The sequence below is a fragment of the Vibrio sp. 397 genome, assembly GCF_033339395.1.
In the GTDB taxonomy this organism is placed as follows: domain Bacteria; phylum Pseudomonadota; class Gammaproteobacteria; order Enterobacterales; family Vibrionaceae; genus Vibrio; species Vibrio alginolyticus.
This window is the reverse complement of sequence record NZ_JAWOUN010000003.1, coordinates 93043-106822: the sequence shown is the minus strand read 5'-3', so window position 1 is coordinate 106822 and position 13780 is coordinate 93043. Positions and strand designations below refer to the sequence as shown.

Annotated in this window: 12 protein-coding genes; 7 read left to right on the top strand and 5 right to left on the bottom strand. The window is 42.9% G+C overall.

The window, feature by feature from the left end; genetic code table 11:
* Positions 1-1234 precede the first annotated feature (1234 nt).
* Entirely contained in the window at positions 1235-3205 is a 1971-nt protein-coding gene (locus tag R7P36_RS05990) for a replication initiator protein RctB domain-containing protein (RefSeq protein WP_005374502.1), read from the top strand.
* Positions 3206-3494: 289 nt separating this feature from the next.
* On the opposite strand, the gene R7P36_RS05985 is transcribed toward R7P36_RS05990, so the two are convergent.
* From R7P36_RS05985 to R7P36_RS05975, 3 genes are read right to left on the bottom strand one after another with little or no spacing between them, the layout of a single operon-like run.
* A complete protein-coding gene (locus R7P36_RS05985) occupies positions 3495-3962 on the bottom strand; it encodes a transcriptional regulator (RefSeq protein WP_065275567.1) in 468 nt (155 codons plus the stop codon).
* A complete protein-coding gene (locus R7P36_RS05980; protein ID WP_017821873.1) occupies positions 3962-4894 on the bottom strand; it encodes an ATP-binding cassette domain-containing protein in 933 nt (310 codons plus the stop codon). Before R7P36_RS05980 ends, R7P36_RS05985 begins: the two co-directional genes overlap by 1 nt.
* Positions 4895-4896: 2 nt before the next feature.
* Complete coding sequence (locus R7P36_RS05975; protein WP_005374497.1) at positions 4897-5745, bottom strand: ABC transporter ATP-binding protein; 849 nt, start codon at positions 5743-5745, stop codon at positions 4897-4899.
* A gap of 361 nt (positions 5746-6106) precedes the next feature.
* Between R7P36_RS05975 and R7P36_RS05970 the strand changes: the two genes are divergently transcribed.
* Together R7P36_RS05970 and ribA are read left to right on the top strand one after the other, a co-directional pair.
* Complete coding sequence (locus R7P36_RS05970; RefSeq protein WP_005374493.1) at positions 6107-6304, top strand: PA3496 family putative envelope integrity protein; 198 nt, start codon at positions 6107-6109, stop codon at positions 6302-6304.
* Positions 6305-6542: 238 nt separating this feature from the next.
* A complete protein-coding gene (gene ribA / locus R7P36_RS05965) occupies positions 6543-7604 on the top strand; it encodes a GTP cyclohydrolase II (protein ID WP_005374492.1) in 1062 nt (353 codons plus the stop codon).
* A gap of 68 nt (positions 7605-7672) precedes the next feature.
* Here ribA and R7P36_RS05960 read toward each other — a convergent pair whose 3' ends face one another.
* Complete coding sequence (locus R7P36_RS05960; protein WP_064369544.1) at positions 7673-8428, bottom strand: substrate-binding periplasmic protein; 756 nt, start codon at positions 8426-8428, stop codon at positions 7673-7675.
* A gap of 68 nt (positions 8429-8496) precedes the next feature.
* Here R7P36_RS05960 and R7P36_RS05955 point away from each other — a divergent pair, with 68 nt between their 5' ends.
* The 3 genes from R7P36_RS05955 (at position 8497) to R7P36_RS05945 (ending at position 11557) form a co-directional block, all read left to right on the top strand.
* Positions 8497-10395 (top strand): ATP-binding protein, encoded by a 1899-nt coding sequence (locus tag R7P36_RS05955; RefSeq protein WP_318122062.1) that lies wholly within the window; start codon positions 8497-8499, stop codon positions 10393-10395.
* Between the two features lie 100 nt (positions 10396-10495).
* Positions 10496-10705 (top strand): DUF3283 family protein, encoded by a 210-nt coding sequence (locus R7P36_RS05950; protein ID WP_213899993.1) that lies wholly within the window; start codon positions 10496-10498, stop codon positions 10703-10705.
* A gap of 135 nt (positions 10706-10840) precedes the next feature.
* Positions 10841-11557, top strand: coding sequence for a YebC/PmpR family DNA-binding transcriptional regulator (locus R7P36_RS05945; RefSeq protein WP_005374482.1), 717 nt, complete (start codon positions 10841-10843; stop codon positions 11555-11557).
* Between the two features lie 72 nt (positions 11558-11629).
* On the opposite strand, the gene rodA is transcribed toward R7P36_RS05945, so the two are convergent.
* Positions 11630-12712 carry a rod shape-determining protein RodA gene (gene rodA / locus R7P36_RS05940; RefSeq protein ID WP_262649489.1) on the bottom strand — a complete coding sequence of 361 codons (1083 nt, stop codon included), beginning with the start codon at positions 12710-12712 and terminating at the stop codon, positions 11630-11632.
* Positions 12713-13105: 393 nt separating this feature from the next.
* Between rodA and R7P36_RS05935 the strand changes: the two genes are divergently transcribed.
* Positions 13106-13774, top strand: a complete 669-nt coding sequence (locus R7P36_RS05935; protein ID WP_213899995.1) for a hypothetical protein — start codon at positions 13106-13108, stop codon at positions 13772-13774.
* Positions 13775-13780: the final 6 nt, after the last annotated feature.

Here is a 13780-nt window from a genome sequence, read left to right as displayed (position 1 = left end):
AAATTCCGTTGGAAGGATTTATAATTGCAATTGTACAGCAGTAAAGACCAAAAACAACAAAAAGGTGCACGAACATTTTGAATAACCATCACATAAAAAAACACCCAAATCGACGCTTTTATGATTTATGGTCAAAAAGATAACTATTTTTAATCAAATAATCTTCTATAAGTGGACACCTAAACTTAAAAATAAAAAGTGTTACAGCGTCACCCATTTACAATGTAAATCAATTTTCTACCGGAACGATTATAGTATTAAGCTAAATTACGGATTATGTTAGACCAACCTAATTTAAACGAAGGATAGTAAGTAATATCGGAACAATAAAGACCTGAACACCTTGATCATGTCTCCGAGCAAAATAGGGCAGTTCCAGCGAAACATCCATGGAAGTATGATCAAGGTATACTTATGATCATGCTTCCGTGTTAATAAACAAATCCGAAAGCATGATCATGGAAGAATAGAGCAGAATACGGTGTAAACACGCAAATAAAATAAGATCCATTAATCGGAAATATGATCAAGCCTTAGAATCTCTCGGAAGCATGAGTTTTCTTCTCTGATTTACGGTTGAGTGCAGACAGAATGGGGGATTGAGCAGAAATTGATGGTATAGAAGCCGGAACAATGAAATTGCTCAAGTTGCTATGATAAATCACGCTCTTATGATCATGCTTCCTGTAAATAAGCAGAGACTAGGATTTACTTCTAAATATGAGCAACTTGAATGTATTTTAATCAGATGAGTGATATCTCATCAATATGGGCGCCAGAACGATAGATATATTGGCTCTTGATCATCGATCCGAGTATAAATAACATCACCAATGCACAATATAATCATCGTGAAGATCATTATTAAATACTGCATCTGTGGATAACCTGTAAAAACATCATGATCATCGTTTCAAGACTCTTTTGATCATCTTTTCATAACCTTAATGATCATGCTTACGAATAAATATGATCATGCTTTCAGGTTATTGTTGATCATACTTTCAGACTTCTTATGATCATAGTTCCGAAATACATGAAAACAATAGTCTTATAGAACAAAAACTTAGAGAAAATTTTCAAGCCAGATCATTAGATCATATAATCAATTAAGATCAGATTAATCAAAAAGATCAGTTATTTAAAAAACAATCTTTTTTCTTTATTTATGATCTGTTTTTCTTTATTCTTCGGAACCATAGCACAACTACGGCTAGTGTGATCTGGATCTAAAATGACGGCTGATGAAAAAATTCTGATTAAAGCACCGAGAAGCCACAAAGATGGCCATCTTTTTGAGGTACATGAATCCTCTGCGGATTGGGTAGAGCAGTACCAACATTTCAAAGGGGTGACCAAAAGCATCTTAGAGTTGCTTAATCTGATCTCATTACGAGGCTTCAGCAGCAAGGATGGTTTGGTTTCAACCACAGAGATTGTGGAAGCAACAGATGGGCAACTTACACGTGCAGCTCTGCAACAACGTTTGCGCGCGGCAGTAAATATTGGTTTATTTACTCAAACACCAGTGCGTTTTGAAGAGGGACTTGCTGGTAAAACGATGCTACATAAATTTGTGAATCCCAATCAGCTTATATCTGTATTGGGAGCAACAAGTCTTGTTACCGACAAAGTTCGCCAGAACGAGAAACAAAAACGTTCGAAAGCATTGGCTCAGACTCAAGTAAACAAACGTTTGTTGAATGAGCACGGGTTAAACACACCTCCCACGATGAAAGATGAAGCCGATCAATTTGTTGTATCTCCAACAAATTGGGCTGGGATCATTGACCAAGCACTTGCGCCACCAAGAACTCGAAAAAGTTATCAGAAATCCATGGTGTCGATCTCTGGCACAAAAGCCGTTATTGAGACGCGATCATCCAAAAATATCATGACTGTGGATGATCTCATGACCCTGTTCGCTCTCTTCACGTTAACGGTTCAGTATCATGATCATCACAAAGATCAGTATCAGCTTGATGCTGCTCACGTACCAAACAAAACGCCGCTATACATCACTGATATTTTGTCGCTCAGAGGCAAAAAAGACAGTGGTCCAGCTCGTGATTCCATTCGCGATAGCATTGATCGCATTGAATTCACTGATTTTCAGCTCCATGAACTTACTGGACGTTGGCTAAGTGAAAACATGCCAGAGGGCTTCAAAAGTGATCGTTTTCGTTTTCTTGCACGAACCATCACAGCCTCTGAAGAGGCACCAGTGGAGGGTAGCGATGGTGAAATTCGTATCAAGCCAAACTTATATATTTTAGTTTGGGAACCTTCGTTTTATGAAGAGCTGTTAACACGCGATTATTTCTTCTTGTTTCCGCCAGAGATCTTGAAACAACATACGTTGGTGTTTCAACTGTACTCTTTCTTCCGTAGTCGCATGGTTCGTCGTCACACGGATTGCATGCTACTGAGTGAGTTAAATCAGAAGCTTGCACGTAACATTGAATGGCGTCGGTTCTCCATGGATCTGATCCGTGAGCTGAAACGCTTGTCAGACGGCAAAGGGACAGACGATCTTTTTGTGGTGAACTTATGGGGCTATCACTTAACGATCGAAACTATGATCGAGAATGATAAAGTGATGGATTACCAGATCGACATCAAATGTGACGTCGAAGAGGTGCTGCGTTACTCACGTGCTCGTACAACCAACGCAGGCAAGCGCAACATGGCGCCTACGCTGCCAAACCCGCTTCGTAATGAGATGGTAACCCGACAGCAGCTTGAGGAGCTCTCAGGCATCATAGACGGCGAATTTGAGCCCATTCAACGCAAAGCACCGTCTCCAAGAGGAAATTTAGGGCGACGCGTGAAGCAAAGAAAACATTTGGTAGAGATCAATGCTGATGAGATCACCATTACTCTATCTAAATATACCTCACCAGAGGCTCTAGAACGCAGTATAACGGCTTTGTCTGCGATGACAGGGCACTCCTATGCCTCAATCAAAGAAGAGTGCTCAGATTACATAGAGAAGCTCGATTGGCTAAGGGTAGGGGATGAGCCGATTCCTTATGAGACATTAAGTAAAACCGTCGAGCTGTTTAACACCCAGAACGATGTTAAGCATCTTACCATCGAGCGCTTGATTGCGGGGTTAGCGGTGCGCCGGAAAGTTTGTCGTCAAATCTTCGATGGTCACATGGATGAAATGGTATTTCGTGCCTTGGATGAAATGGCGATTTAAAAGTGTCGCTTGATGTGTATCAAGCTATAGGTGTGATGTATCGGTTTGAAATGTAACAATGTCTTTCGATGATAAAAAACAGACTTAACTCTTACAAACCACTGACATTAGAAGCCAAGCCTAATACTACTATTTATCCCGAATAGACAACCTTTTGTCCTTTCTGATGATTAATAGATTGGCTCATATTGTTACATTCATTCTGAATAGACTTCGCGAGTTTCTCCTCAGGAAACTCGCTTTTTTTTGCCTAAAATTCCGCTAATTAAGCCTTGATCATTTTTCCGGACTAATGAGGTAAACCTTGATCATGCTTCTTGGATTCATTCCAGTGTAATGAACGCATCAACGCAACATGTGATTCGATTAAGCTATGGGCTTGTTCCTGCCACTTGTTTTGATCACACTGCTGATTACAAAACTCTAACGCCACAACGGTGAGATGCTGAAGTCGTCTCAAACACCAATCTTTGATCAGAATATCAGTCGAGACTTGGCATGCTGCTTGTTCAAGCTTTGCACTCGTATAAAGCAAGGTTTGATATGCTTTCTGAGGGTCTTGGTACCTTGCATGTTGAAACACGCGTAAACATCCATCCAACCAGCAAGCAATCGCTTTACTTTGAAGATCACTCAATTCGGGTCCAAACACGTCATCAGGCACCTGATATAAGATCGTTTCCAATTTTTCTACTTGATCATGTTTCCGCTGTTCGTACCACATGGCGATTTGATCTTGCCAAGTACTCAAATCCATTACGCTGCCTCAGTCCATTGTTTTACATAGTGATTTGGCCCTATTTGATCAAATTCGTCGACAATTATGCTGCTACGTTGACGAATTTCATCGGCATCTATCGAATAGTTTGGCTCATTTTTCACTAAGTTACCAAAAGGTAAGTCAGGATCAGGAACGGCAGAAATCAACAGCTTAGTATAAGGATGCTGCGGATTCTTAAGTATTGAATGAGTGTCGCCCCATTCAACGATTTGCCCTTTGTACATTACTGCGGTTTCTTCCGCGATGTAGTGCGCAGTCGCCAGATCATGAGTGATGTATAAAAAACCAATTCCCAGTTCTTGCTTCATTCGTTGCATTAAATTCAACACTCCCAAGCGAATAGAAACATCCAGCATAGACGTAGGCTCATCCGCAAGAATGATTTGCGAACCTACCGCTAAAGCCCTTGCTAAGTTTACTCGCTGACGTTGCCCACCACTGAGTTCGTGAGGGAACTTATTCAATGTCTCTTCAGGTAGTTCCACCAGCTTTAGGAGCTCTTCCAAGCGGGCTGGGATGTCGCGCTCGTTTTTGACTTGTTTATGAATTTTTAAAGGACGTGTTAGGTGATGGCGAATGGTATGAGTTGGATTGAGAGAGCCAAACGGATCTTGAAACACCATTTGTACTTTACTGCGATATTCTTGTAGAGCCGATCGTGACGTGATCTCATTTATGTCAGTGCCATTGAAAAGGATCTCGCCTTCCGTTGCAGGATAGACTTTGGTTATTAAGCGAGCGCAAGTACTCTTACCGCAGCCTGACTCTCCAACCAAAGCCAAGGTTTTTCCTGCGTACAGATCAAAAGTCACTCCTTGAAGCGCACGAAAGGTTTCCTCTTTCGCTAAACCACCGCCCACTTTGAATTCTTTAATCACATTTTTCATTTGGATGATAGGCTGGCTCATGGTTACGCTCCTTGTAACTCTGGTTGTTTGTGGACGTCATGGATGTTTGGGAAAGAAGCCCATAGCTTTTGCGTGTAAGGGTGTTGAGGATGATTGCGTATATCGTATGCTCGATTGACTTCGACGATTTCTCCGTGACGCATGATTGCAATTCGATCACATAGTTGGCTCATGAGTGCCAGGTCATGAGTGATAAAGAGGACTGAAAAACCGAACTCATCTCTAAGCTGATAAATTTGCTGTAAAATTTCTCGCTGTACCACTACATCTAATGCTGTTGTGGGCTCATCCATAATGATCAGTTTTGGATTTAGAGATAAAGCAATGGCTATCACCAACCGCTGACGCATTCCTCCTGAAAATTGATGAGGATATTCTGCTAAGCGTTCTCGAGGAATATTGACCAAGTCCAACAACTTTTCTGCTCTATCTTTTGCTTGAGCGTTAGTGAGGCCTTGATGGTGTCGTAACACATCTGCAAATTGCTCTTGTATCGTTAAGACAGGGTTGAGTGAGTTCATCGCGCTCTGGAACACCATGGCGATTTCACTCCACCTTAGAGCGGTCAGTTCAGAGTCTGAGATACTAAGGATATCTTTGCCATCAAACCATATTTTACCGCCAGAAATGAACGCTGGCGGCTTATGAAGACGATTTATTGAGAATGCAATTGTGCTTTTACCACATCCAGATTCACCGGCAAGACCAAATACTTCGCCTTTGCCGATATCAAAGCTGACGGACTTTACCGCATTAAAATCACCATTATCAGTGATGTAATCGACGCACAAATCTCGGATCTGGATGACCGGGTCATTGTGGTATGCATGACTTAAGTTAATACCATCCATATAAACACCTTACCAATCTAAAAGATAATTATTATCATTATCAGGTGTGGCGGTTTTTAGAAAGTATCAAACTATGAATCAGTGAAGTGACTCGAAAGTTAGGTGAAACAGGAAGTGGTGTAATGCGTCGTTGATAAAACTAAAGAAGAGCAGAATTGAGAGCTAGATCAGCACACTTTTCGTAAGGGGAATTACTCAAATTTAATCGTAAATTTGTCCCTTGGCAAAACTTAAATGATGAATCTATTAAGGAGTTAACGAAAGGGCGGGAGGGGTCACATTTCCCTACAGTTTTTCTTACCACCTTGTTCCGGTTTTGCTATAGATTACGCATCGAAAACATGGTGTGTTCGGAGGAAATATGTCCATTAATTCTATCGACCATGACGAGATGACCAACATCGCTCACAAATGGGAATTACCTGATGAGGAAACCGTTGTGAAGCCAGAGAAAACAGTGAAATCAGCAGAAGCCAGAAGACGCATTGAAGCGTTACGTGAGATCCGTGAAAGTGGGTTGACCATTGAAGAAGCAAGGGAGCTTGGCTTGATACACTGATCGCCTCAGGTTGGTTTAGCAACCCATAGGGTAGTCGACGGACTGCCCTTTTTATTTTTTCACTCTATTACTCTCTTATTCAAAACCTCCATTTATCTGTCTTGCGCCTCAAAAGCACGAGTTTCACACTCACGTCCCGTCCCGAAGAAGTTTGACAATCTGACCTTGTGTTACTAGATATATCAGTAGCGATATGCTTTTTGTTGATTATCGCAACCACAAAGCAAGGAGCGCAAGTATGGTTGATCAAATCCTTTTTTATGAGCCAGATGAGCCCCACGGTTTTCTCTCAAATTTTTGCCATGCCCCAGTCAATATCTCCTCCCAAACTTGGCCCACCAGCGAGCATTATTACCAAGCCCAAAAGTTTCTCGATGCTCAGTTGCAAAGTAAAATTCAGCACGCAAGCACCCCTGACGAAGCGTTTGCTTTAAGCCGCAAATACGAACACTTTGTCAGAAGCGATTGGGACGATATAAAGTTGGCTGTTATGGCTTTCATCGTTAGGGAAAAGTTTCTACAAAATCCACCATTAGCGCAGCAATTAATGAGAACGGGTAACGCTTGCCTAACAGAGCATTCTCATAAAGATGCCTTTTGGGGAGACGGGGGAGATGGTAAAGGAGAAAATCATCTAGGAGAGATTCTGATGAATGTGCGGGCAGAGCTGAGACATGTTGAGCCTTACAATCTCGTGAAGTTTATCGATAAAGCCAAATTGCCCACCCAGTGGGGCACATTTATGATGTACGGCTTTATTGAAGCCGCGACAAATAAAGAGCATCTTGCTCTGGTCTATGGTGAGCCAACAAAAAGTGCAGCTCCACTTATTCGGTTGCATTCGGAGTGTCTTACCGGAGATGCTCTATTTAGCACGCGTTGTGACTGTGGTTTTCAGCTTAATAGAGCGCTACAAAACATCGTCAAAGAGGGATGTGGCGTGCTGCTTTATTTACGTCAAGAAGGGCGTGGAATCGGCTTGATTAATAAAATTCGTGCCTATCACTTACAAGATGATGGCGCAGATACCGTGGAAGCAAATGAGCGTTTAGGTTTTGCCGCTGATATGCGTGATTACGCGTTCTGTAAAGGAATGCTAGAGCATTTGGGGATTGACGCTGTGCGTCTAATGACGAATAACCCACGCAAGCTCGCCGCCTTAAAAGCGGTTGATATTAACGTCATTGAACGAGTGCCATTACAAGAAGGGAATAACCCAAGTAATCAACATTACCTGCAAACCAAGGCGAGTAAATTGGGGCACATGTTTGATCCTAAGTTTGTTAACCACATTAAGTAAGTGCTACAGATTTCCCAGAAACAAAAACGCCAACGTATCATCGTTGGCGTTTTTGTTAATGAGTTGATTCATTGATACTTTTGAATGATTTCATCAATTTCCCCTGAGGTTTTTAATTCAACGAGTCGTGTATTGATGTAATTTTGAGTTTCTGGTTGCATTTGAGGTGAAAAAGCCAGGTAGATTGAGTAGTCAGGAATAACCGAGCTGAAAGGCTGTATCTGAAAATTCTCTAACGGCAATTTGAGTCGCTTTAAGTTGTAAAGGACTCGGGATTCCATCTCGACAAAAGCTGTATCTCCAGGGGTTCGGCTTATCACTCGGTATGCGGCGTTGTAGTCTTTCACACGCATTTCATTGACACTGCCATTTTCAAAGAACGGTGTTAAATTTGGATAATCAAACCCCAGCAGTAATACAATAGAACGACCATGCATCGTATCCATATTTTTGAATTCTAAAGGCTTCTCGCTACTCGACACCAGTACATGTTTTACAGTGTAAATGGGCTCCTCAGATAAATTTTCCGATTGCACCTTGCCCCAGTTCGGGCTGCCATAAGTTAACCAGTTTGGCTCAGCGCCTTCTTCCAATATGGAAATCATACGTTTAAATGGATAAGTATGATAATTCACTTGGTAATCCGACTCCGCGAAGATAGCGCTGACGATATCGGTCACAATTCCGGAGTGCATTTGTCCCTGTTGTTCAATTTGAAATGGTCGAGCTTGTTCAGCAATGACGTAATAGTTCACTTGATTTGCGGTCACATGAGAACTTACAACAATTAAGCTAAAAGCCAATCTAAGTAGAAGTCTTTTCATCGTATCCTCGATTATTATTTGTGCGTAGCTATATTTAGAGTAGCGCAAGTTTATCGGAGCGGTTTCATATGGATGAAAAAGAGCGATCTCAACGTCGTTTTAGTATCGGCAACCAACTTATGTTGGCGGTATTAACGTTGAGTTTAATCTTTACGGTCATCATTTCTACAGTGAGCTTATATCGAGTTTTTCACGAAGATTTAGCCCATTTAGATGTTGAATTAAAGCAGGTTGAGTCTAGCTATTTATCGAGTTTTTCTGCGAGTTTGTGGGTAGAGGATAGGGAGCTGTTGCTGACACAAGCTCAAGGTGCAATGCGTATGCCCTCGGTGGACTACTTACGTATTGCTAGTGAAGACGAAGTTATCATTGAATTAGGTTCGGCGCTTTCTGAGGATGTTGTCGAGAGAAGCTGGCCGATGCAGTATCGGGTCGGCGATAAAACGTATGATCTCGCGATATTAACGGTTCAATCGGATCTTAGCGCGATATATGAAGATCTTTGGCAGCAGTTCTTTTTTCTACTTACGACAGAAGCGATCAAAATTCTTGTCCTCATCATTGGTGTTCTTTGGGTGGCGTTTCGCTTGTTGGTCAATCCGTTACAATTGCTGTCTGGTGCGGTGAGCGATTTTCGTGGCGGTACAGTGCCGAGTAAAGTGACTCTCCCTAAACGATGGTGCTTTGATGAAGTGAGTGTTTTGGCAGAGAAATACAACCGAAGTGTTGAGAAAGTGAAAGAGCACCAGACTGAGTTAGAGGCTGAACGCGATAGGGCAGAAGTCGCTAATCGTAAGAAAAGTGAGTTTCTTGCCACTATGAGTCATGAGATCCGCACACCGATGAATGGCATTATTGGTGTGTCGTCGTTGCTCAATGACACCGACCTCGATCCCCAGCAAAAAGAGTTTGTAGAGATCATTGACAGTTCTTCTCACTCACTAATGACGATCATCGACGACATTTTGGACTTCTCTAAAGTTGAAGCTGGCAAAGTAGAGCTAGAATACACGAGCTATGATCTTCGCGAGCTACTTGACGATGTCATCAGTTTACATAGTGTCAAAGCCAAGCAGAAAAACTTACAGCTGCTCAGCGATATTGATCCTCACTTGCCAACGGAAGTGCAAGGTGATGCCACACGATTGAAACAAGTTCTGAACAATTTGTTGAGCAACGCGATTAAATTTACCGAGCGCGGCCATGTGAAGCTTCTTGTAGCGTTATCTCGACTTGATGGAGAGACCGCTCATATCCGGTTTCGAGTTGTGGATTCTGGTATTGGTATTGCGAAAGAGCACCAACAAGCAATCTTCGAACGCTTCCAACAAGCTGATGGTAGTACCACCAGAAAGTATGGTGGGACAGGGCTTGGTTTGGCGATAGCTGCACAGTTGGTTAACTTGATGGGAGGGGAAATACAACTAACAAGTGAGCTTGGGCTGGGAAGCTGTTTTGAATTTTCGATTCCTGTTGCTGTAATAAATGCGCAATCGACCTATACCGACCAACTTAATGTATTAGATTTCCGGAAAGCGGAAGACAACGAAATCAGCCCTCTAGATAATGATAAACCTTGGGTATTGGTTGTTGAAGATACCATCGTCAATCAGAAGGTAGTTCGCATCATGTTAGAAAAACTGGGTGTGCGAGTGGGTGTCGCCAACCATGGCGAAGAAGCATTGCAGCTGTGTGATCAGCAGCCTTTCGATTTGATTTTTATGGACTGCCAAATGCCTGTGATGGATGGGTTTATTGCTACGGAGCGAATTCGAAAAATGGGAGAGTGGGGGAAACACGTTCCAATTATTGCGCTAAGTGCCAATGTCATTAAAGAGGATCAGCAACATTGCTTCGATGTCGGGATGAACGAGTTCGTGGCTAAACCCGTTACCAAGACTCGATTACAACAAATATTCGAACAGCATTTACCAAAAGCACTGAAAATCAGCGCTGTGCCTAAATAGTTAACTTGAAATCGATCAAGTTAAGTGCGTTTCTATTCTGTAATTGTAACTCTGTGTGATATAGTGCCCGGCTAGTATTTAAAGTACCTTGAGGCTGTGAATGTCGTTTAATCTATCCCTATTGCCGCCTGACGAAAAAAACAAAATCGAACTGGATAAGCAGGCGTCGTTTTTGGTTTGGAAGCTCAGAGAGGCCAAATCTGGTCCTGAAGCAATAGAAGAACTGTTGTCCAAGATTAACGATGCTGATGAAAAGGCGTTTTTCCAGCAATCGGTCGAAAAGTACAAACGAGTAATGGGTGTCGCTTAACGCGAACCGTGGCAATGGTTCAATCCAATGTGACGAATGAGGTAACCTCCCTATTCCTTTGCTAAGCGAAATTGAAAAGGTTTCGCTTTTTGCTAAAATCCTTCGCATTAAATTTGAATTTAGAGAGACATCCCGATGGGAAGAAGTTTTGAAGTGCGCAAAGCCTCTATGGCGAAAACTGCAGGCGCGAAAATTAAAGTTTATTCCAAATACGGTAAAGAAATTTACATGTGCGCGAAAAACGGTGGTGGTGATCCAGACATGAACTTGTCTTTGAAACACCTGATCGCAAAAGCGAAAAAAGACCAAGTTCCTGCGCACGTTATCGATAAAGCGATCGACAAAGCGAACGGTGGCGGTGGTGAAGACTACACTCCTGCACGTTACGAAGGCTTCGGCCCTGGCGGTACTAGCGTTATCGTTGACTGTCTAACAGACAACGGCAACCGTACTTTCCAAGATGTACGCCAATGCTTTGTGAAAGTCGGTGCGAAAATTGGTGTTGAGGGCTCGGTTTCTCACATGTTCGACCACCAAGCGGTATTCCAGTTCAAAGGCGACGATGATGAAATCATCCTAGAAACGCTAATGATGGAAGACGTAGACGTTACTGACGTTGAGCTAGAAGATGGTGTTATCACTGTATTCGCACCTCACACTGAATTCTTCAAAACAAAAACTGCGCTTAACGGTGCATTCCCAGATCTAACGATCGATGTTGAAGAAATCACATTCGTTCCGCAAACTCATACGCCTGTTTCGGGTGAAGATGCTGAGAAGTTCCAGAAATTCCTAGATCTTCTAGATGACTGTGATGATGTTCAGCAGGTTTACCACAACGCAGAGCTGTAATTAATTCGCTCATATCGTAGTAAAAAGGCTTCCTTAGGGAAGCCTTTTTTGATCGCTTTTTCTCAAGCAGAGCTATGCGTTACGATATTTGGAATAACACAGCGACATGATTGCACCAAAACAGATACCTTGAGTTAGCATCGCCGTGCCGCCATAGCTAAAGAAGGGAAGTGGGCTACCCATTACTGGCAACAAGCCACTCACCATGCCCGTATTGATAAAAGCATACAGAAAAAAGCTCATCGCTAATGCGCCACTTACCAGCCGACTAAAAAAGTGGTCAGACTGACATGCAAGCAACATAACGCGTGCAGTAATAAACAAGTACAATGCGAGTAAGACTAAACTGCCAACAAAGCCCCATTCTTCCGCATAGGTCGAAAAAATAAAGTCCGTATGACTTTCTGGAATAAAGCCAAGTGTTCCCTGCGTTGCATTCATCCAACCTTTGCCTTTCATACCGCCTGAGCCAATCGCAATCAAAGATTGGATGATTTGGTAGCCCGAACCCAGTGGATCGGACTCAGGGTGCAAGAACTGTGTTACACGGCTCTTTTGATAGGTTTCCATAACGAAGAACCATAAAATAGGTGCTAACGTTAAAATGCTCGCAATAAACCCGCAGATTATTTTCCAGCTCATGCCAGCCAAAAACAAAACGAACAATGCATAAATGATGGTAAAAACTGCACCGTCTAAATCCGGTTGTAGCGCGATTAACCCGGCAGGAATCATTGTAATAAGTAAGCAAAACGCAATTTTCCGACTGTTTGGTCGACCTCCTTCAATATGCAGCATCCAGGCGATCATGATTGGAATGGAAAGTTTGATTAGCTCAGACGGTTGAAAGCGGAAGAAGCCGATATCGAGCCAACGTTGAGAGCCATTGGTGCTATCACCAAATAAAGCGACAGCAAGTAGCAGAGCAACCGCAATAATGTAGAGATATGGAGCTGAGCGCTGATAGCTGGACGCTGGAATCGAGGACATGACCAAGATACAAACTAATGTCAGTCCGCAGCGCGCCAAATGTTTGAAGAGCATCGCCTCATTAAAGCTACTGGCACTCCAGAGAGTGAGCGAACTTAACAGCATGATCGGAATGATCGCCATGAGTAGTGGCAAATCAACTCTTGGGAAATAACGCTTATTCATTTTCAACGACCTAATAACGCACCTATTTTGAGTGCGAAAACAACTAAAACTCGAAGAGTTCAAACTATTCCGATGCTAAGAATCTCGATTTGGAAACAACAGACACCATGCAAAGGTGTGTAAGAAAGGAGAGTGCGACACTGTCTGTTATGGGTAGCTGTGGGATGGATAAATACACTAGCCTCAGATTTTAAGCCAGTGTTTTTATTGTTACTGCCGTAAAAATGTAGCGTTACGAATGAACGGAATTGTATTTTCTGTTTAAGTGAATGTCATTCATCCTCTCTCAATACCATTCACTCCGCATAATTGCCATTGGTCGCATGCAAAAGCAGCGTGCGATCTTCTCCCTTAATCTGAAACCATCAAATCACGTTCAACTAAGGACAGTACATGATGGTTTCTCAATCTCGCTCAATCAAAGCTCTTAAACTGGCAAGTACCTTTATCGCCGCATTTGCACTCAGCAGCAATCTGGCTCTGGCTAACCCAAGCGAGCGCACACTCAGTCAATTCAACCAAGCAGCACAGGGTGACTCTGGCTTAGTTGATACTGTTTATGGCGAACTATCCAAACAACTCGAAGAGCAGGGCGCAACGCCGGTGACCTTGGTTTACTTGGGCAGTGCGGAGACGTTGCAAGGTCGTGAGGCGTTTATGCCTTGGAACAAGATCAAGTTCACCGAGCGCGGTCTTGCCACAATCCAAAAAGGCTTGGATTTAATGGCGAATCAGCCAGTACCACTGCAAGAGCAACAACGCTTACAAGGCTTGCCGGAATACCAGCTAGCTACCGCCATGGCAGCTACTACGTTTACCTCTCTGCCAGACATGTTCAATCACTTTGAGCGTGGCTACGAGCTGTACCTTTCATCGCTCGATGAGCCGAGTTTTAGCCAACAACCTTTCGCGGCTACTTCGTGGATTTACCGTTATGCCATTGAAGCGGCACTGCGCGCTGAAGATGTTCAACAAGCCAAAACATGGTTAGCGCAAATGGAGCAATTGGGCGACAGCAATCTAGAAACGCAAACCGCGAAAGCGCTGCTAGCGAAGTATTAGGGAGGC

Bases quoted from the DNA above. Each gene is read 5' to 3' on its own strand.
- R7P36_RS05990 (WP_005374502.1), top strand. From the start codon at position 1,235: ATGACGGCTGATGAAAAAATTCTGATTAAAGCACCGAGAAGCCACAAA.
- R7P36_RS05985 (WP_065275567.1), bottom strand. From the start codon at position 3,962: ATGGATTTGAGTACTTGGCAAGATCAAATCGCCATGTGGTACGAACAG.
- R7P36_RS05980 (WP_017821873.1), bottom strand. From the start codon at position 4,894: ATGAGCCAGCCTATCATCCAAATGAAAAATGTGATTAAAGAATTCAAA.
- R7P36_RS05975 (WP_005374497.1), bottom strand. From the start codon at position 5,745: ATGGATGGTATTAACTTAAGTCATGCATACCACAATGACCCGGTCATC.
- R7P36_RS05970 (WP_005374493.1), top strand. From the start codon at position 6,107: ATGTCCATTAATTCTATCGACCATGACGAGATGACCAACATCGCTCAC.
- ribA (WP_005374492.1), top strand. From the start codon at position 6,543: ATGGTTGATCAAATCCTTTTTTATGAGCCAGATGAGCCCCACGGTTTT.
- R7P36_RS05960 (WP_064369544.1), bottom strand. From the start codon at position 8,428: ATGAAAAGACTTCTACTTAGATTGGCTTTTAGCTTAATTGTTGTAAGT.
- R7P36_RS05955 (WP_318122062.1), top strand. From the start codon at position 8,497: ATGGATGAAAAAGAGCGATCTCAACGTCGTTTTAGTATCGGCAACCAA.
- R7P36_RS05950 (WP_213899993.1), top strand. From the start codon at position 10,496: ATGTCGTTTAATCTATCCCTATTGCCGCCTGACGAAAAAAACAAAATC.
- R7P36_RS05945 (WP_005374482.1), top strand. From the start codon at position 10,841: ATGGGAAGAAGTTTTGAAGTGCGCAAAGCCTCTATGGCGAAAACTGCA.
- rodA (WP_262649489.1), bottom strand. From the start codon at position 12,712: ATGAATAAGCGTTATTTCCCAAGAGTTGATTTGCCACTACTCATGGCG.
- R7P36_RS05935 (WP_213899995.1), top strand. From the start codon at position 13,106: ATGATGGTTTCTCAATCTCGCTCAATCAAAGCTCTTAAACTGGCAAGT.